This is a genomic window from Schleiferilactobacillus harbinensis (genome assembly GCF_008694105.1).
Taxonomy (GTDB): Bacteria; Bacillota; Bacilli; order Lactobacillales; family Lactobacillaceae; genus Schleiferilactobacillus; species Schleiferilactobacillus harbinensis.
Map to the genome: position 1 here is coordinate 2,030,415 of NZ_CP041364.1, position 20,763 is coordinate 2,051,177.

Sequence of the window (20,763 nt, forward strand, 5' to 3'; positions counted from 1 at the left end):
CCTTTCTGCACGAAAACGCAGTGCATCGCTCGGAGCGAATACGCTGCGTTTCTTCAGTTCAAATCAATTTGCTTAGGCGCCAGTGATACCCAGGAATGTGAGCAGGAACCCTAACGCTACGACCCCTACCAGAACCAGTACCGGGTTCTTGCCTTTGCGCAACAGAACGAAGCACGTAATAGAGAGAATCAGCGGCAGAATACCGGGCATGATCTGATCAAAAATCTTTTGCAAAGCAAACTCATTGCCATTGATCTTCGTCTTGAAAACCAGCGGGAACTTGACCAAGCTGGCAATCATGCCCCCGACAACGGTCACCCCGACGATGGAGGTCGCCTTGGTGAACATGGTCATCAAGCCATCTTGCACGGCCTTGGAGATGTACTTGCTGCCCAACTTGTAACTGTACTTTTGTCCGTACCACCGTACGGCGATGACGGGGATCAAACCGACGATGGACAATAACAGAACGGCCATGTTGCCCGCCTTGGCAAAGCTGATCCCAATTCCGGACAAGATCAGGGACCAAACACCGGCGAAGAAGGTATCGCCGATCCCGGCCATCGGGCCCATGAGCCCAATCTTCATACCGCTGATACCTGCCGTATCGAAGGTGCCCGCCGGTGCTTTGGCGTTCTCTTGTTCCATGGACACGGCCAACCCAGACACGATGCCGTTCATGTTTGGCGTCGTGTTGTAGAATTCCATGTTCCGCTTCATGGCCTCCCAGAACTTGTCTGGATCATCTTTATAGATTTCCTTGTAAATCGGGGCGTGCACCCAATCCCACGCAACCCCTTGCTGGCGGGTATAGCTCATCGCATAACTTAACCACATGTTGCGCCAGAACAGACGCTTCGTCATTTTCTTTTCTGCGGGATTGAGTTGCAATTTGTTGCTCTTCTTAGGTGTTTCTTGTTCATTAGTCATTGAAGAAATCCCCCTCATCATCGTCACTGCCGGAGCCAGCGTTATTCGCCGCACTGAGACTCATGCTCTTCTTGACATCATTGATATGCCGATCAATGAAGAACATGACTAGACCGAAGACCACCCCGAATAAACTGATGGCCATAATTGGCAGCTTCAGATAAGCCGCCAGAACGAACCCGGCAATGAAGAACGGCAGAAACTCAATGTTCCAAACATACTTCAACAACATGCCCATCCCAACAGCGGGCAGCATGCCAGCTGCAACGGTCAAACCGCTCAGGAACGGCTTGGGAATGCTGGTGACAAACGCCTTGATGCCATGGGTGCCGAGTAAAACGGCCAGGAAAGCCAAGATGAAGTAAGTAAAGATGTACACCGCCATCTGGATCCACCACAGCCGATTGAATTTCTTCATATTGCGTTGATCAATATACTTGTCGAAGAGTTCAACGTTGGTGGTAAACCAGAACTTCAGCAAGTTCCAAACCACGACGGCCAGCATGGAGATCGGCACAGCCAAAGCAACGGCAATGGCCGGCTTTTGATTCAAAATCAAGGCAAACCCTAGGCCCAATGCCCCGCCAAAACCAGTATCCTGGGGCATCACGGCCCCAATCTGCATAACGCCGTAAAAAGCCAGCGCGATGGCCGCATCAATCATCAGAGCGTTGACTGGATCTTTACCTAATAAGAGCGCTAACACTGGAGTGAAGAAGAACGGCATGACTTGACCAAAAGAACCGTAAACGCCAAACCATTTTCCCCAAGCCACAAATACAGCAATAATAAATGCTTGATAGAGTAACATGGACTATTCCCCTTTCAGTAAACTCTCAAAAGGCTTCGGGCTGTCCGTCGGGAGCGGTTGATAGACAAAGTTCTTTGCCAGACCGTTAATCTCTTGCACCTGGGCCAGCTCGTCATCATTGAGATACACCGTCTCAGTGAGCTTATGCTTGTTCTCAATATCGCCGCTGACCCGCCCAACGTTCGCGATATCCACTTTCGTATTGCCCGGTTCAACGCCCTTGACGATCTTGTACAAGTCACCAACATTATTCACCAGTAACAGCATTTTAAAGTGTGCCCCACGAGGATCGTTGGCCATCTTGATGGCCTTATCCACTGGTACTACGGCGACTTTAACGCCTGCCGGCGCCGCTAACAGCAGTGCATTCTTCTGAATGTCACTGGCTGCCGCTTTATCATTGGCGACGATGATCCGATTCAAGCCCAGCTGCTTTGTCCAAAGCAAAGCGACTTGACCGTGAATCAACCGATCGTCGACCCGCATCATTTCAATCACTGCAAACACCTCCATAAGTTTCGCCTGTCAGAACTGCACACGGCTTCGAGAGCTGCCTGTTGCACATCATCCAGCCTCAAGACCCATTTTATCCGGCAACCGATTTCAATATATTATGAAGCAAACAGCATGCCAATTCAGTCATAGCAAAGAAAGCGTATTTTTGTTCAAACAACTTTACTAAATTTATTGAAGTGTTTACCCGTGAGTTTACGTCAAATATTTGCTCAAACTCGGCTCAATATCCAGCGCTGGCTAAAGAAATCACCAGTCGGCCGGTCAACCGGCAGGCCGACCTGCATCAAGAAATCAGCTGCATACGTCCGTTGGGTCTGCTGTTCAAAATACAGGGCATTCGGCGGTAAACCGGTTAACCGTTGGCGTTTTTCAACCGTATTAGGCTGCACCAGCACCGTGACCCGGTCGACAATGATTTGGTCAGCGGTTTTCTTTAACCAGGCCCATTGATTGCCCGGTTCGGCCACGGGCAAACGTATCAGCTGGCCGAATTGTAGAATCCGCCGCAATTTCTTATAGGAAGCAATCTGGGTCTGGATGGCCGCCAGCTCAGCGGCCGTCAATTTTGTCAAATCCAGTTCATATCCTAGACAGCCTTGTTCCGCCACGATTCTCCGGGTAGTCAACGAGGTTTTCCGGCCAATTTGTTCGTTAGGCACGGCAGAAACATGGGCACTCATCGCCGCGGCTGGGTAAAGCAGTCCCGTGCCCTCCTGAATCGGCAAGCGGGCAATGGCATCGGTATCGTCGGACGTCCAAATGGCTGAGCAATAGGCCAGCATCCCAGCATCAAAACGGCCGCCGCCCCCGGCACAGCCTTCGATCAACAGTCGCGAATGCTTCGTCACCAACGCCTTCAACACGCTATACAAGCCTAACATGTAGCGGTGTTCAAACTCGCCCTGACGGCGGGGCGGCACGGTCTGGGTATACGCATCCGTAATGTTTCGGTTCATGTCCCACTTCAGGTACTCGATATTGTTTTCAGTCAATAACGTGTCTAGGGTGTCTATCAAATAATCCTGCACGTCACTACGGCTCATATCCAGCACGTATTGACTGCGCGTCAGTTGCGGCTGATGCTTCTCATCGGCCACGATCCAATTGGGGTGGCGGCGGTATAAGTCACTGTTCGGCGAAACCATCTCCGGTTCCACCCACAGGCCAAAGTGCAATCCTAGCTGATTGATCTCTTTGATCAATGCTGTCAAGGAACCGCCTAGCTTCTTGGTGTTCGGGATCCAATCCCCCAATGATGACGTATCATTGTTGCGCTGACCGAACCAGCCATCGTCAAGGACAAACATCTCGGCCCCGACTTGCTTGGCTTTTTTTGCCAAGGTCAGCAAGGACTGCTTGTTGAAATTGAAATAGGTGGCTTCCCAATTATTGATCACCACTGGCCGCGGGGTCTTAGCAATTGCCGACCGCATGAGGTTGTCTTGATAGAACCGCTGATAACGGGCACTCAATTCATTCAGGCCGTGCTCGGCGATTACGATCGTCGCTTCTGGCGTCTTGAACGTTCGATGGGCATTCAGCTGCCAGCTGAAATTGAAAGGATTGATACCGATCTGCAAGCGGGTATTCTGATGCATATCCACGTTAGCCTGCGCAATGAAGTTGCCGCTGTACACCAAATTCACGCCGATCACTTGCCCGTGGTCCCACGTGGTACCTGGCGCGGCTAACGCGATGAACGGATTCTGCCCATGACCGCTGGCACCGCGTTTGCTGTCCACGCCCTGGAAGCCTTGCTTTAACGGCGTCCACTGTAAATGATTCTCGCGGCTCCAAGCCCCCGTCAGATTCAGCATCTGGTATTGATCCGATAAGAAATCCCAATTGAAGGAAAATGCCCGTTCAATGGTCAGCCCATGGGATCCCTGATTGGTACAAATCACGTGCTGGGAAAACACATCATGGTCCTCATCCGCGCTGATTACCAGCGTAACCTGCAAATGCAGCCGCTCATCCTTCAGTACAAAGGCCCAAGTCCGGGTCTGCTCGTCCCACCGAGCACTGGGCAGACCGGTAATGGCCGGTTTATGCGGATAGGTCTCCAAATGATCAAAGCGCAGATCCGTGATGCGGCTGCCGGTTTCGTCGGCCACCACCAGCGCTGGTTCGCGCAAATCGGGATTACCGAAAGTCGGATAGGCTAAAGGCAGCTGTTCTAATCGAAAATTATGGACCCCATCAGTATCCGCCAAGTAACTGGCGTGATTTAAGTCGGTTAGCAGATTTTTAAAAGATGCCCGGCTGGCCAGCCGCGGGCCTAAATATAAACAGACTAAATGACCGCTGGCCATCACCCCTAAGGTCATTTGGCTGCGGGTCGTTACCAGGTCAAATTGCTGCACGATCGTTCTTGGATTGTCCATCGTCATCCTCCTCGTATATCTGGCTGATTCCTTGCCTTACGGCAAAGTGCCACCATCCAATGAGTGATAAGCAAACAGAGTGCCAAAGCGTCATTCACTAAGTTCCTGCCAAGCTTTCCTCATTTTCGTTCTGCTGGCCGGTCTGTGCTATATTATGCGTGACGAAAGACAGTATCCTTAAGGATTAAAAATGGAGGCTGGTCATTTGAAAACAACGCTATTACTCGTGGAAGACGAGGAAGGTCTCGCTGATTCTTTACAAACGGAATTTGAAATTGAAAACATGACGGTACTGTGGGCTAAAGACGGCTTGGACGCGCTGGCCCGATTCAAAGCGCACGCCGACCAGATTGATCTGATCATCCTGGACTGGATGCTGCCGCGGCTAGACGGGTTCAGTGTGCTGCGCCGCATCCGCCGGACCAGCCAAGTGCCGATTATTATGCTGACAGCCCGGGATTACATCGGCGACAAAGTGGCCGGTCTGACCGGCGGAGCGGATGATTATTTGACCAAGCCGTTTGAAATGGAAGAACTGCTGGCCCGGGTGGCTGTAGCCCTGCGCCACAGTCATGCTGAACCGCAAACGGCCGCCGTCTACCATTTGGATGATTTAACAGTGAATACTGAAACTAAACGAGTCGAGCGGCACAACCAGATCGTGCTGCTGACGCCGCGGGAATATGAACTCTTGCTGGCGCTGCTGACCAATCAAGACCAGGCCTGCACCCGGGACGACCTGCTGAATAGTGTGTGGGGCGTGGACTTCCAAGGTCAGCCCAACATTGTCGACGTTTACGTCCGCGAATTGCGCGCCAAGATCGATACGCCAGACGAAAAGAAACTGATCCATACAGTCCGCGGGACGGGCTATATGATTTCTGACAATGTTGCCGCGGGGTGATGGGGGCGAACACTATGGGGAAGCACAAGCAAACCAGCGCAGCCATCATGCTGCGCAATTTAGTCGCCATGGTGGCGGTCATCACCCTGTCTTTGGGCGTGGCGATCACCATTGCGGTGGGCCATCAGCTGCTGCGCGAAACCGCAGTGGCGTCTGTTGGCCTCGTGGAGAGCGTTAAGAAACGAACCATCGACGGCGATGATGACTGGGAAAATTGGCGCAAAAACAGCACCTTAGATACCAGTTCCAGCTATGTCGTCGTGACGAATATGCGCAAAGACGCCAAAGTACGGCATTATTATTCACCGAATACAAAAAAACTGCTGGCCGTGCCGCCCACCGCGGTCCCGCTCTTTCGTAATTTGTACTATCAGCCCCGCCAGGGCGTTTTGCTCTACCATCAAATGGCCCACGCCCGGGGCATCCGCTACGATCTCTGGCAAAGTCTCAACAGCCAAGTGAATATTCTGGTCCGGGTGATGGAAGTGACGGTAATCATTCTGGTTTTGACCCTGCTCATCAGTCCGTTCTACATTCGCCGACTGGCCCATCGGCTCACTGATCCGCTGCGGTCGCTGTCCGTCAGCACTAAGACGATCCAGGCCTCGGAGGATCCCGGGGCAACGCCTTTGCCCGTACCGGCTAAGCCCAGCGAAGTCACCGATCTGGCCGTCAACTTCAATGCCCTGCTGGCTCAGCTTCACGACCGCCAGGAGCAGCAGAAGTTTTTCATCGTGAACGCCGCCCATGAACTGCGCACGCCAATTGCGACCATTCGCAGCCATGCCCAGCTCATTGACCGCCATGGCACCGATCACCCAGAGATTATCCCCAAGTCAGTGCATTACATCACCGAGGAGTCCCGGCAGATGCAGGAATTAGTCAACGAATTGATTACCCTGTCCCAGGCGGACCAAATGGCCGGGCCAGCACCGCTGCTGGACTTGTCGCAAACCGTGACGGCTCAACTGACCGCTTTGATGCCCACGGTACACCAAAAAATCGTCAGTCGGATCACCCCTGATTTAACCATGCGCGGTACAGCATCGGCAATCAACCACATTCTCGATAATTTGGTGGGCAACGCCGCCAAATATTCCCCTGATGCCAGTACGATCACCGTCACGCTGCATGCAGATGCTGCCGGCAACAGCGTCTTGACCGTCGCCGATCAGGGGCGGGGCATCAGTGCTGAGGATAAGCCGCACATTTTTGATCGATTCTACCGCAGTGCCGATATCCGCGGCTCAATTCCCGGCACCGGGCTGGGCCTGGCCATCGCCGCCCAGCTGGCCAAGGTCAGCGGGGGGCATTTCACTATCACTGACAATCAGCCCCAAGGGACGATCATTCAGCTGACCCTGCCGCCAGCTAACAATACCGCCCCCAATCAATAAGTAACTGGACATAAACAGGCCGCAAACTCGTATTTCGGGTTTGCGGCCTGTTTGTATGCCATCATTTTCAGCCTCTTGAAAAATTATTTTTCCAGATCTGGGAACGTCAATCTGAAAAAAATTCAGAAACGAATGCCGGTCTGGCCCGCTCGCCCCGCCATTCATGAAGATTCTTCAGATTCAGTTCATTTTTCTTATGTGGGCGGATATTTGATCGGGTTCTATTCTGAACAGTGTCAGAAAGGGGGCCGCCCGCTATGGCCGCTCATTCAGCAACTTGGCCGCCGCACCCGTGGTCTGCCGACCTGCGGACACTGTTCACCGCGGCACTGGGTGAATTTTCAATGTCCGCTCTGGGTAAAGATATTTCATTTCCAGTGATCATTCTGGCCACTTTTTTCTTATTTCTGAGCCTGCCGGAAGAAGCGGGCCGGTCTGATTCTTCCGCGGCACTGCTGGTCAGTTTGACCGTTGGTATGCTCATTCAATTCACGGCTTGGTTATTTAACATTCCCCTGCTGATTATTGGGCTGGGCAGCCCCGTGATTGCTGGCCTCTTCTATGGCGGCACGGGCCGGTATTGGTCGGCGCACCACCGCCAATTGATCAAACAGATTGGCCTCACCGTCAGTACGGGTTTGTTCTTCGTCTGGCTGGTAACTTTACCGATACTCGGGGCTGGCCTAGTCGGGATGGTCCTCGGAACTGTGCTGGGCGTTACGCTTTACCACCGTCAACCCGCATTCACTGCTCTGGCCCGTGTCACCCTCGCAGCCGACAGCGGCATCGCTCTGGGTACTGTTTTCGCCAGGCATTGGCCGACTGTCAATATCTGGCTGGCCCTCCTCGGCTACTGTCTCTTCCTGCTGGTCTGTTACTGGTCTGCCATCCGTCACGAATCAAAGGAGTTCTAAACCATGTCAATCTTTGTACTCATATCAATCATCCGACTTGTGCTGCACCGTTTCCGCAAAGGCGGTGCCGAATAATGAGCGCTAAGTCAAACCGCCTGATCGGCGCCCTCTTATTACTGCTCTTCGGCGGTCTGATGGTGGCGGTCATGGGCCATGCGGCCTGGGTCATGGCGCTGGATCAGCAAGTGCAAACCGCCTTGATTCCAGCAGAAAGCCCGTTGAATACCGCTATTTTCAACATCATCGCCTTCTGCGGCAGTCCCGCCATCGTGTTGAGCTTAACTTTTCTGCTCTGTGTTTATCTTTGGCGGCGGGGCGCTGGTCAGCGCAGTCTTTTGCTAGGCGGCTTGCAGTTGGCCATTGCTGCCGGCGCCGAACTGGTCAAATTCATCGTGCAGCGGCCGCGGCCCACCCAACAGCTGACCGCCGATACAGGGTTCAGTTTTCCCAGCGGCCACACAGTGTGTACCGCGGTCCTGGTCTTTTCCATCTTGCTCGTGATCATTCCCCTGATCGATGACCAGGAACAAGCGCTGGCGGCGACCCTGATCGGCATCGTGTGGATCGGGTTGGTCGCCGTCTCCCGGGTGTATCTGCGGGATCATTTTGCTTCTGACATCTTGGGCGGCCTGCTGTTCGCCAGCGGCTGCTGGCTGCTGGCCCGGCCATTCGCGGCCCGGGTCAGCGCTCGACTGTACCAGTTAATCTCGGCAAGACTGCAAAATCATCAACAAGAGAGGTGAGTATCATGCGTAAAATCAAGCGGCCGGCTTTTCTGCCTGGCCTACTAGCCCTTTGCCTCATTATCGGCGCGACCAGCGGCCTGCTGCGAACCAGCACCCGCTTGGTGACGGCGGCCGCGCTGACCGTCAGCGTCTTGGTCCTGGTCGCGGCGCACTGGCTGGCACCAATTCTGAACGGGCTGCCCCGACGGCGGATCAACCAGGTGCTCGGGGCCGGTCTGCTCGTGATGGTGATTGGGCAGATCCTCGTCTTGACATTCATGCCGGTGACCGTTTACCACGATGCCTATCGCGTTTTGGCGCAAGCCGACAAAATGGCCGCGGGTCACATGACTTGGAACATCACTTACTTCTGGCGCTATCCGAACAATGTACCCATCACATTTTTTCTGTCGCTTTGGCTCCGGCTGACCAACGTACTGGACCTGTCCACCAACCTGGCCGTCCATCTGCTGAGTCTGATCCTGCTGGATGGGTTCATCCTGTTAGTATTGGCCACGATTCGCCGCGTCACCCAACGGGCCAGCGTTTTAATCGGCGCCTTTGCCCTCATGGCCGCCACCCCGTTTGCCTATACGTATTTTCTGCAAGTCTTCTATTCTGACTTGCCCGCCATGCTGGTGCTGCTCGTGATTTTCCGCACGCTGCTGCTTTGGCCGACCCAAACCCGCCGCCAGCGGATCATCAATGGTACGCTCTTAGGTATCGCCGTTTTGTTCGGCCAACTAACTAAGCCGAACCTGATCGTTTTGCTGCCGGCAATCGCCGTCGTCGGCTGGCTGGTCTTTCGCCAGAAGGCCTTGAAAGCGACCGCTCTGGGCGTGCCGCTGGCCATCATTCTGCTAGGCTTTGCTCTCAGTACGCCGGCAACCCAGATGATCCGCAAGGCCAGCAATTATCAGCCGCATACCGAATTTGCCCTGCCGGTCACTTCCTGGCTGCTGATGGGGGTTAACACCAGCTCGCAGGGGATGTACAGCGGTACCGACGTAAGCCATGAGATCCAATTATCCAGCAAGACCCGGCAAACCTATGATGTCGCCACAATTACAGCACGGGTCAAGAAATTAGGGATCAGCGGCTTGTTTCAATTATGGTTGACGAAACTGCGGACCTTTTTCACCGTCCGGGATATTCTTACTTGGGGGGACGGCGGCTTCCGGGCCGCACCCGCGTGGTATCAAAAACACGCCGCCTTCATTGAAACGTTGACCGCACTCAGTTACCAAATCGCCACCGACGCGCTGCTATTCTTAGTTGCTTGGCGCTTGTGGGGCTGGCGGCCGCAACTCCGCGACCCCCGCGATGCGGTCCTGCTGCTGACGATTGTTACCGCGCTGGGGTATATTGCGTTCCACACCCTGCTCTGGGAAGTGGAAGAACGCTATGGTCAGGTGCTTCTCCCGCTGCTGCTCTATCAGCTGGCCGCGCTGCCTGTCCCGGCCCGGCAGACCGACCAAACGCAGCCTGACCTGGCTCTTGTAGCCCTGGCGGCAGCGCTGACCGCCCTGCCGCTCTTGGCGCACACCATCGTCACACTTACTCCGCAAAGCACCGTCGTCGCTGCCCAGCGCAGTCAATTGTCCACCCAATACCACGCGAAGGCCGCGACGGTAGCGCCAGGTACGGTACTGACGGAAAAGGTTGCCTTGAATGGTCCGGCTACGTACTTTTCGGTCCAGATCCACCTCAATACGACAGTACAGGTGACCCTGCGCAATGTCCGCACTAATCAAGTGTACCGCCTGCACCGCAGCGGTGATGTATACCGGTGGACCAAGGCCCTGCCCCAGGGTACGTATCAAATTGCTGTTAAAAATACGACGAGCCAGGACCAGCGGGTCGATGTCGTCCGGACCTATCACTATCAATTGGCGAGTCAGCCGCTCGTGGTCAACGGCCATGTTCATCCGACTGATTCGCTGATCTACACCAGCCTGAACCAAACGAAAACAAATTAACGTGCTCGCCGCAGCCGCTCTTGCAGATTTTGCCAAGTGAGATACTGCTGACGGGCTTTTTCGATTTGCCGGTAACGTTTGGGTTGTTTTTTATAGAACTGCTGATGGAAGTTCTCTGCCGGCCAAAAAGTACTAGCAGCCTCGATTGCGGTCACGATGGGCCGGCGATATTTGCCAGACGCAATCAAGGCCTGCTTCGACTGTTCTGCAATTTTCCGCTGAACGGAATCCCGGACAAAAATCACCGGCCGATATTCGTCTCCCCGATCCTCAAACTGGCCGCCCGCATCGGTGGGGTCGGTCAATTGCCAATACAATGCCACCAGCTGGGCATAAGTGACCACCCGGGTATCAAAGATGATCTCCACCCCTTCCACGTGGCCGGTGGTCTGGGTCAGCACCTGATCGTAGGTCGGTTCAGCGGTGTGTCCGCCGGTATAACCCGACAGCACCGACACGATCCCAGGCATCGTTTCAAACGGCTCGACCATACACCAGAAACAGCCGCCGCCGAAGATGGCCCGATCTTCATAGGGCAGATCAGCCGCTTCATGGCGGGTAAAATCGAAGGCCATGTCGCCCAATGGATCATTCGTGAGCCGGGCATAAAAGTCGGTCACTGCCGGGGTGAGATTATTACGGCTGGCCAGGGGCCGCAATACGGCTTCCAGCCGTTCTAACACGGCCGGAACAGCCGCGCCGGTCTCGATTTCTGTCTTGGCCTGCTGTAACTGCTGGCGTTCCCAGTCCCGGGTGCCTTTTGTCAAAATCAGATTGTAAATGTCCCGCAATGCCTCTGCTGGGTTTTCCGCCACGCCAGTCACCCCTCTCAATTTCTTTCTGTCATCGTCGGCCCAATCAGCATTGTCGTCAAGCACTTTGCTCGTTTTGTTTCACGTGAAACAAAGTGTTCACTGAACGGGTAGTTTGTGCCTTTCAACCCCGCTATCCATTTTTCATCCAGTCATCGAAGTCCGGAGACTTTTTTGGATCGTAATGTCCATTATCATCAAATTCAACCACTTCGTTTGGGATATTAGCCAGTAGTTTTTCCAAATCGGCGCGATCCGGAATCTTTTTCAAAATCAGATCGCCACTTTCGTTAGTGTCTACCAGAAACTGCGTGCCCTGTTTCAGGCCAAATGCCTTGCGCAATGCTGCTGGAATGACGACTTGGCCTTTAGCGGACATGGTGACAGTTGAATTGGCCATTTTTCTCCTCCTAGCTGCGGTCCATTCCCTTCAACTTCTTTTGGATGGCCGCTTTTCTGAATGCGTCTTGGTTCATTGATTTCTTGGCGAGTTCAACCTGCTTTTCATCGTCAGCCGGCCCAACCGATCGTAAACGCTGAGAAAATTGTTGGTCATTTCGTCTACTTGATCCTTGCGAATCAGGGCGTCTTGCTGCGTTTTGACGTCATACTCAAACCGCTCCAGGCCGTTGTAGGACAGAGCGTCCGCAATGGCTGCCTTGGTCCGCTGGCTGACATCATCCCAATAGTGCACCAAAATGAAGATCAAATCGTACAGATCGCGAATTTTCGCTCGGCTCTGGTAGGCGTTGTCCTTCATCATTGCTAAAGTGTCCAGATTGTACACGGAGATGCCGTTGATCTGATTCACCGTGGCTGGATCAATGTACTTGCTACGGTAGGATGCTGTCACCTCCAACAGGTCATTTCCATCGTGCAGCATGAATCGTTTCACGGTGCTGGTATCCTCAGTCACACCGTAATCAAGGCCGCGTTTCTTGGCAAACCGGTCAACGTAGTTTTTGATTGCTCTACCACGTCCATCCAGGTTAACGTCTTCTGAGAACCGATCCAGGCCGTAACACGCCATGAGGGCCGTGCCGCCTTTAAGGATGTATTGATGATCGCCCTGGCTATTAATGTCGGTCAGAAGATCATGGATGAGGGCCTTGTGGCGCTGCTGTTGTGGTGTGAATTCGCCCATCTTTATAATCCTCCCATTGCATAAAATACTCACTGCCCATAAATTTGTCGATCTCCGACCAGTTGGCAGCGTGCCGCAACTGCCAAACTTTGGCGAACACTTCCGGTGTCAGCGCGTCATTGCAGATGAAGTCATCCCGCATACCGCCTGCCAAGCCGAATTGGCCAGCAACCAGCATATCCAATAAGGCACGGATGTGGTTGGCCACGTTGTAGCGGGCATTCCCTGGGGCGTGGGGCACTTTGGCATCGCGACGAATGCCGTAATCGCCATAGATGCTGTCCTGGGTTTCAAACAACGGAATATGGGTCCAGTCCAGCGCACCCCAATGCCAGTCCCCGGTAGTTTGTTCCGTTGGGTCTGGAATATTCAGGGCATAAATCCCGGAAATGTATTTCACGGAGTTCCCCCCCTCGTTTACACAATTACGCTTTTACACTTTTACACTTTTACACAAGCGTAATCACCAGTTGCTATCGTCCTCCAACCATTTCTGAAATTCTTCCTTGGTCTTTATCTCTCGACCCGGCAGCTTGACCACTGCTTCCGCTATCGCCTGAACCAGCTGCTCCCGTTTCACGTCTTCTTGTATTTTGGCATCGTTAGCGTTCAGATTGTTTTTCATTGAACCAGCACCTTCAAGATTTTGGAAAGAGTAGACCTAGGGTACAGTTCTCTTTCCAGCTTCAAAAGCTTGTTGTAATCCCCGTCCGGCCGTTCGGCATAGCGCTTCACGGCATCATTCTTCGTGTACAGCTGCGTCGTCTCGCTGTTCCAAGCATCAAGCAGCGACCGCTCCAGCGAGTAAATTTGGATTTTGTTCCCAAAGTCGGTTAATTGCGTGGTAATCTCTGCGGAATAGTAACGGCCAGTGCGGTATTGGGCCTTTTTAATGAAGTGCTTCTTCAAAGACTGCGCCGTTGGGTGGTATCCCCTTGGGAACGTCATCGTGTATCGAAACGGCATTTCATCGCTTAAATCGTAATAGATCAAAGCGGATTCGCGGTCAAAAATGCCGCGGGAGAAACGTTGCGAAATAATGCTCATCTCGTCTTCAAAATACCCCGCCTTGACGTAGATACCCGTTTCAGACTTATCCAGGACACCCTGATCAATGGCCTTGTTCAGCTGATAGCGGCTAACCCCAAAACGTTTAGCCGTGCCGAACGTAAAAGAGCTGTACTGGTCCATTAATGCGGATAAAGCAGGAAAATTTTCCATCATATACGACACTCCTCGATGCTGTGTAGTATATAGGGGTAACATCTGCTGGTCAACCGGCATCCCTTTACTTTCAAAAAAGCCCATGCTATCTTAGAACTAAATTAATTACGGAGGTACAACCACAGTGCAAACTAAAAACTAACCTCAGCCACCACAGAGACGAATACTCCTTGACGTTATGCCAAGGGAGTCGTCTGGACTGTTGGTGATCAAGGCTGGTTTTTGGGACATTGGTGGCGTGTACCCAAATAGCCTTGATCGCGGTGGATCGGGGCTATTTTTGACCCGCGATCCGCTCCCTTTTCGCAACTGAATAGGAAGTGCGTTATATGTTAGCCATCCAAATTAATCAGTTATCCTTTCAATTCCCCGACGCGGCTGAGCCGCTTTTCACCCTGCCCAAGCTGACGGTGAATCGCCGCCAGCGGGTCGCCATTATCGGTCCCAACGGCACCGGCAAGTCAACGCTGCTCAAGATGCTGGCGGCCAATGATGATCCGCGTATCCAAGCCGTTGGCAAAATCGGTTATGTGCCCCAGCTGAAAGACTTCAGCAGCGAAAGCGGCGGTGAACAGGTTAAACGCGAAATCTTCGACGTCCTGGGCGAGCAGCCCGATATCCTGCTGCTGGACGAACCGTCAGCCAATCTTGATCTGCTCAATCAGCACTGGCTGGCCCGGGAGTTAGCCCGCTTCGCTGGCACGCTGATCGTGGTCAGCCACGATGAAACCTTGCTGGCCCAGCCCTTTGACCAGATCGTCGTCTTCGGCGACCCCACAGTGACCGTCTTCAACGGCGACTACGCCGCCTACCGCCAGGCTGAACAACGCCAAGCACAGAAGGCCGAGGCAGCGTATCACGATTATTTAGCAAAGAAAAAGGCATTAGAAATCCAAGTCGAAAAGCGTCTGCAGCAAGCCCATCGTTTGAAAAAGGGCAACACGCGCAAGCTCAGCAATTCTGATAAAAAGGCGGCAGGCTTAACCAGTCACGACAAGTCGGAACGGAAGAAAGCCCAAACCGCCATGGCCTTGGAACACCGGATCGATCGGATGGTACCCCCGGATCGGGTGAAGAAGGAACGGCCGCTGCATTTCAAAGACTTAACCGCCCCCCAACTGGCCGGGCATACGATGCTTCGGGTCAGCGGCTGGACAGTGGTCCGCGGGAAAAAGACGCTGATTCAAAACATTCAGCTGAAAGTGCCCGCCGGCCAGCGGGTCGCCATCACCGGGCCCAACCAGGCCGGCAAGACCTCGTTCTTCAAAGACATCATGGCCCGGCCGCAACCGGTCTGGTGGAACCAGCTGGCCCGCATCGGTTATTTTGCTCAAGACCTGGACACTTTAGATCGCGGCCAAACCCTCTGGGAGAATGTCGCCGGACACAGTTACCAAGATGTTCATCTGATCCGCAATCTGCTGGCCGGACTAGGCTTTCCACCAGCGCAATGGGCCCAAAACGCCGGTACCCTCAGCGGCGGCGAACAAGTAAAAGCCAACTTAGCCCGAATTTTGGTCGGTGATTACAACTTCCTGCTATTGGATGAACCCACCAATTACTTGGATCTGAAAGCCATCGACGCCCTGGGCACCTTTCTAGCCAGCTATCCCGGCACCTTGCTCTTAATCTCCCACGACCAGACTTTCACCCAGCGGGTTGCCCAGCAAATCTACACGATCCGCGATCATCGGTTAGTCGATCCAGAGCGAACGGCGCCAGTGCATCTGACCAGTGAAACTAAGTTATTGCTGCAGCACCAAATCGATGCTCTGGTGGCGGACCCTGAGGCGGATATCGCCGAAATTCGGGCGTTGCGCCGGCAGTTAGCAGAGGCCTAGACAGAAAGGAAATTGATGATGTCCATTCACCCGCTTGCCCCCTATCGCCAGCAAGTCGTGCCCCTGTTTCAACGCCTGTGGGGTGCCACAGATATGGTGGTTTCTTCCGGGCAGTATGATATCCGAAACCTAGATGGTTTTGTTGTCGTAGTTGATCGGCAAATCGTCGGCGTACTGAGCTATGTTGTGAAATCTGACGAGCTCGAAATCATTTCTCTGGATAGCCTGCGGCCGAACCAGGGTATCGGGTCGCAATTGATGCAAGCAGCGGAACAGCTGGCCCAAGAGCAGCAATTGCACCGGATTACCACGATCACGACGAATGATAATCTGCAGGCGCTGGCGTTCTATCAGAAAAGAGGCTATCAAATCAGGGCAGTATTCCCTGATGCGGTAGCAAAAGCCCGTGCGATTAAACCCAAAATCCCGTTAGTCGCGGAAAACGGCCTGCCGATTCGAGATGAATTACAGTTAGCAAAAAAAATCCAAGAATAATCAAGGGCGTGTCCAATCATCGAATGATGACTGGGACACGCCCTTTTTTACCACGGCAGCTGCCCCGCAGTTTCTACAAACTGCCCCGTCACCCGGGGTGCCTCATCCCGCGCCAGATCCACGATCTTCGCTGCACCCTCGGCAACAGTTTGTTCACCCGCCCAGGAACCGCCAAACTCTGTGGCCGTATAGCCCGGATTGACGGCGTTCACAGTGATCTCTGGGGCTAAGGCTTTGCTTAGCGAAATCGTGGCCATATTCAGCGCGGCCTTGGACGACTGGTAACCCAAGGAATTAGCCTGGTAGAACCGGCTCTTGGGGTCACTGGCCAAACCCAGAGACCCCATATTACTGGAAACGTTGATGATTTTGGCTGGTTGACCCTGGCGCAGCAGCGGAATCATCGCCTGCACGACGGCGACCGCGCCGAAGAAATTCACATCAAAATCCGCTCGAATCACCGCCATGGGCATTTTCTCCGGCGCTTCATGATGATCCAAGGCAACTCCGGCATTGTTGATCAAAACTGTCAGATAGCCCCACCGGTCTTGAATCGTCTGCGCGGCCTGATCAATAGTCGTTTGGTCGGTCACGTCCAGTAAAATCAGATCTGCGGCGACGCCCGCCGCCCGCAATTTTTCAATGGCCGCTTGGCCCCGCTGGGCATTGCGGGCGCCGAGCAGGATATGCTGGCCCCGTTGACCAAGTTCCTTGGCTGTTTCAAAGCCGATACCCTTATCGGCCCCAGTAATTAACGTATTCGTCTGCTTCATTGCTGACCGCCTTTCTGACTCGCATCCACCGCCACCGAAACACATTCATGGGCAAACCGAATCAGCAGATGCGGGCCAAAATGGTCCAGCATCGTCCCGTCCACCGTCTTCAAGTCTTCGTCTCCCTCATAAGACGCCAAAGCATAGGAAGCCAAGGGCTGATAGAGTTTGGGCAAATGATTCTCACCCCACTCGCCGCCAGCCTGCTTGGACAGCACTGCCCCATTTTCCCGATAGGCCAAAACACGGCACAAATTCAGGGTAACATACGTCGGCTGATTCAAAATCTGTTTCGTGGCATCCGCAATGTCGAAAACAATGCTTTGCCAATAAGCCACTGGCGGCACCGGGGCAAACACATCTTTAATGGGCAAACCAGTGAGCACCTGGCCCTGCTGCTGAATCACCATGAGATGGGCCGCCAAGTCTGGATCCGTACCCTGCATTCCTTCAATATAAGCCTCCGGATCACGGAAATACTCCGCCCGATGGTACTCGGAGAAATGAAAATCAAAGGGCATGGGATGCCGGAAATGCCGCGTGTGGGCCAACAACAACACGTGGAACTCCAAACCCTTCGCCGGCGCCAGCGGCAGCAGTTCTTCAGTCGTGAAATGCATCAAGTCGGCCTTTTCTTTCACCGTCAGCCGACGCATCACGACCATAATGTAATCCAAATCGCTCACCGCCGGGTTATACCCGCCCAACACATAGGATCCATGCAAATAAACGCCCACCAGGTTGTCCGCCAACAAATTCTGACTCCCGGTCGCTAAGCGGCGTAATAATTTCGTTGTTTTCGTCATTCAATTCCCGCTTCCCTATCCGTTAGAACTAATTTTAGCCGTTCCTTTTGAAATAACAATAGGAAGGGGAATTGATGGGAGTTTGCTGCCGCCTGATATATTATTTCATGTGTTAGCTTCTTTTACATTTACTATTGAAACCGTATTTCCATCATGCTACACTACAGAAGACTTAAGAAAAGGGTTTCAATTGGCATCGGCCAATATGAACACCCCGGAAGGAGAAAACATTATGGATCTGAGCAAATTGACGACCGAGACGCGCAATCAGAAAACCATGCATTTGGACACGATGTCTGTGCATGAATTTGCAGCGGCAATGAACGCCGAGGATCAGACGGTCCCAGTCAGTGTCAGCCGGGCGTTACCCGCCATTGAACAAGCCATTACAGCCATTATTCAAACTTTTAATCATCACGGGCGTTTATTTTACATCGGCGCCGGTACCAGCGGCCGCTTGGGCGTTTTGGACGCGGCAGAGTGTGTTCCGACTTTCGGCACTGATCCCGAAATGGTGCAAGGGCTGATCGCCGGCGGCATGCAGGCGATGACCGTCGCCGTGGAGGGCGCGGAAGATTCCGTATCGCTGGGCCGGCAGGACCTGATCGATCACAAATTAACCGCGGTCGACACCGTTGTCGGTATTTCGGCCAGCGGCCGCACCCCCTACGTCGTTGGCGGGCTGGATTACGCTGATGCCATTGGCGCCACCACGATCAGTATTGCCTGCAACGACAACGCGGTAATCAGCCAGCATGCGCAAATCGCCATCGAATGCCCGGTGGGTCCGGAAATTCTGACCGGGTCGACCCGGTTGAAGTCCGGGACGGCGCAAAAGCTGATCCTGAACATGCTCTCCACCGGAGCCATGGTCGGCATCGGCAAAGTTTACGGCAACTTGATGGTTGATGTGCGGCCGACCAATGAGAAACTGGTCGAACGCAGCAAGCGGATCATCCAACAAGCCACCGGCACCGACGCGGATACAGCGGCCGAAGCTTTCGCTGCCGCGGGTGAAAACGTGAAGCTGGCCATTGTGATGGTCTTGACGCAACTGCCGAAAGCGGCAGCGGCTGAACGGTTGCGAAAGGCCCATGGGTTCATCGCCCAAGCGGTCAAGAACGAGGAGGAATAACGAGTATGGCGCAAGATAAATATGCAACGATGGGCGCGGCGATTTTCGCCGACGTCGGCGGCCCGAGCAATGTCGCCAAACTGATCCACTGTATGACCCGGGTGCGGATGACCATCATTGATGAAGGTAAAGTCAAAATGGCCGCGTTGAAGAAAATCCCCGGCGTCCTCGGGGTCGTGCAGGAAGACACCCTGCAAGTGATCCTCGGCCCCGGCGTCGTCAATAAAGTCGCCCAAGCCATGGTCGACAGTGTCGGCGTCGGCCTGGGTGAACCATTCCCCACTGGCGGGCATGCGGCCAATAAGAGTGCCGTGGAAGCCGTCGCGGCAGAGACCCATGCGGCGCAGAAAGCCAAGCTTAAACAAACTTGGTGGCGGGCCGCGTTGAAGCACATTTCATCTATCTTTATCCCCTTAATTCCAGCCTTTGTTGGGGCCGGGTTGATCGCCGGTATTGCTGGCGTCATGGGCAACATGCAGACTGCCGGGATGATCGGCAAGGATATGACCGAATTCATCACGGTGCTGAAGGTCATCAACAGCGGTCTATTCTTTTACTTGAATATTTATGTCGGAATCAATGCCGCCCGAGAATTCGGCGGCACCCCTGGCCTTGGCGGCATCATTGGCGGACTGACTCTATTGCCGGGCCTGGTGGCACCAATCCCAATTCTCAATATTTTCAACGGCCAGCCGTTAGCCGCTAACCAAGGCGGTATCATTGGCGTGCTGTTTTCCGTTTGGATCATGTCCATGGTAGAAAAGAAGCTGCACACCTGGATTCCTGACTCCCTGGATATCATCATCGTCCCAGTGACCACACTGCTCGCTATGGGAGTTTTCACCATTTTCTTGGTCATGCCGTTGGCCGGACTGGTTTCTTCTTCCCTCGTAGGCGGTATCAATTGGGTCCTGAAAATAGGCGGGGCCTTCTCCGGCTTCGTTCTCGGTCTGTTCTTCCTGCCGATGGTCATGTTCGGTCTGCATCAAATTTTGACCCCGATCCATTTGGAAATGATCAAAGAATTAGGATCTACCCCCCTGCTGCCTATTCTGGCCATGGCGGGTGCCGGCCAGGTCGGTGCAGCGATTGCACTATGGGTCCGGGCGCATAAAAATAAGCAGCTCACCCGGATGATCAAAGGCGCGCTGCCCGTTGGTATTCTGGGCGTTGGCGAACCGTTGATCTATGGGGTGACATTGCCCCTAGGCCGGCCGTTCATTACCGCCTGTATCGGCGGCGGGATCGGCGGGGCCGTCATTGGCGCCATCGGCAACATCGGCGCGATCACCATCGGCCCGTCCGGCATGGCGCTGATCCCGTTAATTGCCCACAACCAGTGGCTGGGCTATGTCTTTGGTCTGCTGGCCGCTTACGCTGGCGGTTTCGTGGCGACTTACTTCTTCGGGGTGCCCAAGAGCGCCATGGTGGCGAAGAATGAAGACGGCACCCTCGTCGGGGCCGGCGCTGGTGATGTCGCGGTGGCCGATGATGCCGACGCCCCAGTGACCGCCGGCACGACCCAATTCGTCGCCCCTGTCCAAGGCCAGCTTGAACCATTATCCGCCGTTCAAGACGATGTCTTTTCGACGAAAATGATGGGCGACGGCTTCGCGGTCGAACCGGCCATGGGGACCATTGTTGCCCCAGTGTCCGGCACGATCGTCAGTGTCATGGATACAAAGCACGCCTGGACGATGAAGAGCGATACCGGCTTGGAAATCATTGTTCACTTGGGACTGGATACCGTTGAATTGAAGGGTGCGCCATTTGACTTAAGCATCCGCAACGGCGACCATGTGCAATTTGGCCAGCAAGTCGGGCTGATGGACCTGGATGCCATCAAGGCAGCCGGCAAAGGGACGACAGTGATGACGATTATTACTAACATGGCCGCCGTGGCCAACATCACGCCCGTCACGCCGCAAGGGATTGAAGCGGGCGCGCCAACCATTACCGTAACCACCAAGTAA

21 protein-coding genes are annotated in these 20,763 nt (G+C 53.9%); 9 read left to right on the plus strand and 12 right to left on the minus strand.

Going from position 1 to position 20,763, the window contains the following annotated elements:
- Nucleotides 1-72: 72 nt before the first annotated feature.
- The 4 genes from FMM01_RS10080 to FMM01_RS10095 all read right to left on the minus strand — a co-directional run bounded on the left by FMM01_RS10080 (nt 73) and on the right by FMM01_RS10095 (nt 4,641).
- Complete coding sequence (locus FMM01_RS10080; RefSeq protein WP_190973341.1) at nt 73-930, minus strand: PTS system mannose/fructose/sorbose family transporter subunit IID; 858 nt, start codon at nt 928-930, stop codon at nt 73-75.
- On the minus strand, nt 923-1,741 hold the full coding sequence (locus FMM01_RS10085) for a PTS mannose/fructose/sorbose/N-acetylgalactosamine transporter subunit IIC (protein ID WP_146994171.1): 819 nt from the start codon (nt 1,739-1,741) through the stop codon (nt 923-925). Before FMM01_RS10085 ends, FMM01_RS10080 begins: the two co-directional genes overlap by 8 nt.
- A gap of 3 nt (nt 1,742-1,744) precedes the next feature.
- On the minus strand, nt 1,745-2,230 hold the full coding sequence (locus tag FMM01_RS10090; protein ID WP_223850062.1) for a PTS sugar transporter subunit IIB: 486 nt from the start codon (nt 2,228-2,230) through the stop codon (nt 1,745-1,747).
- Between the two features lie 236 nt (nt 2,231-2,466).
- Complete coding sequence (locus FMM01_RS10095) at nt 2,467-4,641, minus strand: alpha-galactosidase (protein WP_150392428.1); 2,175 nt, start codon at nt 4,639-4,641, stop codon at nt 2,467-2,469.
- Nucleotides 4,642-4,846: 205 nt separating this feature from the next.
- Here FMM01_RS10095 and FMM01_RS10100 point away from each other — a divergent pair, with 205 nt between their 5' ends.
- The 5 genes from FMM01_RS10100 (at nt 4,847) to FMM01_RS10120 (ending at nt 10,560) form a co-directional block, all read left to right on the plus strand.
- Nucleotides 4,847-5,545 (plus strand): response regulator transcription factor, encoded by a 699-nt coding sequence (locus FMM01_RS10100; RefSeq protein ID WP_150392429.1) that lies wholly within the window; start codon nt 4,847-4,849, stop codon nt 5,543-5,545.
- A gap of 14 nt (nt 5,546-5,559) precedes the next feature.
- On the plus strand, nt 5,560-6,942 hold the full coding sequence (locus FMM01_RS10105; RefSeq protein ID WP_150392430.1) for a sensor histidine kinase: 1,383 nt from the start codon (nt 5,560-5,562) through the stop codon (nt 6,940-6,942).
- 257 nt (nt 6,943-7,199) lie between these two features.
- On the plus strand, nt 7,200-7,856 hold the full coding sequence (locus tag FMM01_RS10110; protein ID WP_150392431.1) for a hypothetical protein: 657 nt from the start codon (nt 7,200-7,202) through the stop codon (nt 7,854-7,856).
- Between the two features lie 74 nt (nt 7,857-7,930).
- The gene (locus FMM01_RS10115) at nt 7,931-8,599 is read left to right on the plus strand and encodes a phosphatase PAP2 family protein (protein WP_150392432.1); all 669 of its coding nucleotides are present in this window, start codon (nt 7,931-7,933) and stop codon (nt 8,597-8,599) included.
- A gap of 5 nt (nt 8,600-8,604) precedes the next feature.
- Entirely contained in the window at nt 8,605-10,560 is a 1,956-nt protein-coding gene (locus FMM01_RS10120) for a glycosyltransferase family protein (RefSeq protein ID WP_150392433.1), read from the plus strand.
- On the opposite strand, the gene msrA is transcribed toward FMM01_RS10120, so the two are convergent.
- The 6 genes from msrA to FMM01_RS10145 all read right to left on the minus strand — a co-directional run bounded on the left by msrA (nt 10,557) and on the right by FMM01_RS10145 (nt 13,740).
- A complete protein-coding gene (msrA, locus tag FMM01_RS10125; protein ID WP_150392434.1) occupies nt 10,557-11,375 on the minus strand; it encodes a peptide-methionine (S)-S-oxide reductase MsrA in 819 nt (272 codons plus the stop codon). The genes FMM01_RS10120 and msrA overlap by 4 nt on opposite strands.
- 130 nt (nt 11,376-11,505) lie before the next feature.
- Nucleotides 11,506-11,772, minus strand: a complete 267-nt coding sequence (locus FMM01_RS10130; protein ID WP_146994162.1) for an AbrB/MazE/SpoVT family DNA-binding domain-containing protein — start codon at nt 11,770-11,772, stop codon at nt 11,506-11,508.
- 72 nt (nt 11,773-11,844) lie between these two features.
- Complete coding sequence (locus tag FMM01_RS10135) at nt 11,845-12,516, minus strand: nucleotidyl transferase AbiEii/AbiGii toxin family protein (protein ID WP_150392435.1); 672 nt, start codon at nt 12,514-12,516, stop codon at nt 11,845-11,847.
- Nucleotides 12,467-12,916, minus strand: a complete 450-nt coding sequence (locus FMM01_RS10140) for a hypothetical protein (protein ID WP_150392436.1) — start codon at nt 12,914-12,916, stop codon at nt 12,467-12,469. Before FMM01_RS10140 ends, FMM01_RS10135 begins: the two co-directional genes overlap by 50 nt.
- Before the next feature lie 63 nt (nt 12,917-12,979).
- Nucleotides 12,980-13,141, minus strand: a complete 162-nt coding sequence (locus FMM01_RS16280) for a hypothetical protein (RefSeq protein WP_186810148.1) — start codon at nt 13,139-13,141, stop codon at nt 12,980-12,982.
- A complete protein-coding gene (locus tag FMM01_RS10145; protein ID WP_223849922.1) occupies nt 13,138-13,740 on the minus strand; it encodes a type IV toxin-antitoxin system AbiEi family antitoxin domain-containing protein in 603 nt (200 codons plus the stop codon). Before FMM01_RS10145 ends, FMM01_RS16280 begins: the two co-directional genes overlap by 4 nt.
- A 329-nt stretch (nt 13,741-14,069) precedes the next feature.
- On the opposite strand from FMM01_RS10145, the gene FMM01_RS10150 reads away from it, so the two are divergent.
- Both FMM01_RS10150 and FMM01_RS10155 read left to right on the plus strand, forming a co-directional pair.
- The gene (locus FMM01_RS10150) at nt 14,070-15,581 is read left to right on the plus strand and encodes an ATP-binding cassette domain-containing protein (RefSeq protein ID WP_150392437.1); all 1,512 of its coding nucleotides are present in this window, start codon (nt 14,070-14,072) and stop codon (nt 15,579-15,581) included.
- A gap of 15 nt (nt 15,582-15,596) precedes the next feature.
- The gene (locus tag FMM01_RS10155; protein WP_223849923.1) at nt 15,597-16,076 is read left to right on the plus strand and encodes a GNAT family N-acetyltransferase; all 480 of its coding nucleotides are present in this window, start codon (nt 15,597-15,599) and stop codon (nt 16,074-16,076) included.
- Between the two features lie 47 nt (nt 16,077-16,123).
- On the opposite strand, the gene FMM01_RS10160 is transcribed toward FMM01_RS10155, so the two are convergent.
- Nucleotides 16,124-16,849, minus strand: coding sequence for an SDR family NAD(P)-dependent oxidoreductase (locus tag FMM01_RS10160; protein WP_150392438.1), 726 nt, complete (start codon nt 16,847-16,849; stop codon nt 16,124-16,126).
- Entirely contained in the window at nt 16,846-17,655 is an 810-nt protein-coding gene (locus tag FMM01_RS10165) for an aminoglycoside adenylyltransferase domain-containing protein (protein WP_150392439.1), read from the minus strand. The genes FMM01_RS10160 and FMM01_RS10165 overlap by 4 nt, the downstream gene beginning before the upstream one ends.
- Nucleotides 17,656-17,887: 232 nt before the next feature.
- On the opposite strand from FMM01_RS10165, the gene murQ reads away from it, so the two are divergent.
- Nucleotides 17,888-18,790: an N-acetylmuramic acid 6-phosphate etherase gene (gene murQ / locus FMM01_RS10170; protein ID WP_150392440.1), complete on the plus strand. Its 903-nt coding sequence runs from the start codon at nt 17,888-17,890 to the stop codon at nt 18,788-18,790.
- A 5-nt stretch (nt 18,791-18,795) separates the two neighbouring features.
- A complete protein-coding gene (locus FMM01_RS10175; protein WP_150392441.1) occupies nt 18,796-20,763 on the plus strand; it encodes a glucose PTS transporter subunit IIA in 1,968 nt (655 codons plus the stop codon).

Excerpts from the sequence above, each read along its gene's own strand:
- FMM01_RS10080 (WP_190973341.1), bottom strand. The coding sequence starts at position 930 with ATGACTAATGAACAAGAAACACCTAAGAAGAGCAACAAATTGCAACTC.
- FMM01_RS10095 (WP_150392428.1), bottom strand. The coding sequence starts at position 4,641 with ATGGACAATCCAAGAACGATCGTGCAGCAATTTGACCTGGTAACGACC.
- FMM01_RS10155 (WP_223849923.1), top strand. The coding sequence starts at position 15,597 with ATGATGTCCATTCACCCGCTTGCCCCCTATCGCCAGCAAGTCGTGCCC.
- FMM01_RS10110 (WP_150392431.1), top strand. The coding sequence starts at position 7,200 with ATGGCCGCTCATTCAGCAACTTGGCCGCCGCACCCGTGGTCTGCCGAC.
- FMM01_RS10145 (WP_223849922.1), bottom strand. The coding sequence starts at position 13,740 with ATGATGGAAAATTTTCCTGCTTTATCCGCATTAATGGACCAGTACAGC.
- murQ (WP_150392440.1), top strand. The coding sequence starts at position 17,888 with ATGGATCTGAGCAAATTGACGACCGAGACGCGCAATCAGAAAACCATG.
- FMM01_RS10085 (WP_146994171.1), bottom strand. The coding sequence starts at position 1,741 with ATGTTACTCTATCAAGCATTTATTATTGCTGTATTTGTGGCTTGGGGA.
- FMM01_RS10175 (WP_150392441.1), top strand. The coding sequence starts at position 18,796 with ATGGCGCAAGATAAATATGCAACGATGGGCGCGGCGATTTTCGCCGAC.
- FMM01_RS10165 (WP_150392439.1), bottom strand. The coding sequence starts at position 17,655 with ATGACGAAAACAACGAAATTATTACGCCGCTTAGCGACCGGGAGTCAG.
- FMM01_RS10115 (WP_150392432.1), top strand. The coding sequence starts at position 7,931 with ATGAGCGCTAAGTCAAACCGCCTGATCGGCGCCCTCTTATTACTGCTC.
- FMM01_RS10120 (WP_150392433.1), top strand. The coding sequence starts at position 8,605 with ATGCGTAAAATCAAGCGGCCGGCTTTTCTGCCTGGCCTACTAGCCCTT.
- FMM01_RS10105 (WP_150392430.1), top strand. The coding sequence starts at position 5,560 with ATGGGGAAGCACAAGCAAACCAGCGCAGCCATCATGCTGCGCAATTTA.
- FMM01_RS16280 (WP_186810148.1), bottom strand. The coding sequence starts at position 13,141 with ATGAAAAACAATCTGAACGCTAACGATGCCAAAATACAAGAAGACGTG.
- FMM01_RS10090 (WP_223850062.1), bottom strand. The coding sequence starts at position 2,230 with ATGATGCGGGTCGACGATCGGTTGATTCACGGTCAAGTCGCTTTGCTT.
- FMM01_RS10150 (WP_150392437.1), top strand. The coding sequence starts at position 14,070 with ATGTTAGCCATCCAAATTAATCAGTTATCCTTTCAATTCCCCGACGCG.
- FMM01_RS10160 (WP_150392438.1), bottom strand. The coding sequence starts at position 16,849 with ATGAAGCAGACGAATACGTTAATTACTGGGGCCGATAAGGGTATCGGC.
- FMM01_RS10135 (WP_150392435.1), bottom strand. The coding sequence starts at position 12,516 with ATGGGCGAATTCACACCACAACAGCAGCGCCACAAGGCCCTCATCCAT.
- FMM01_RS10130 (WP_146994162.1), bottom strand. The coding sequence starts at position 11,772 with ATGGCCAATTCAACTGTCACCATGTCCGCTAAAGGCCAAGTCGTCATT.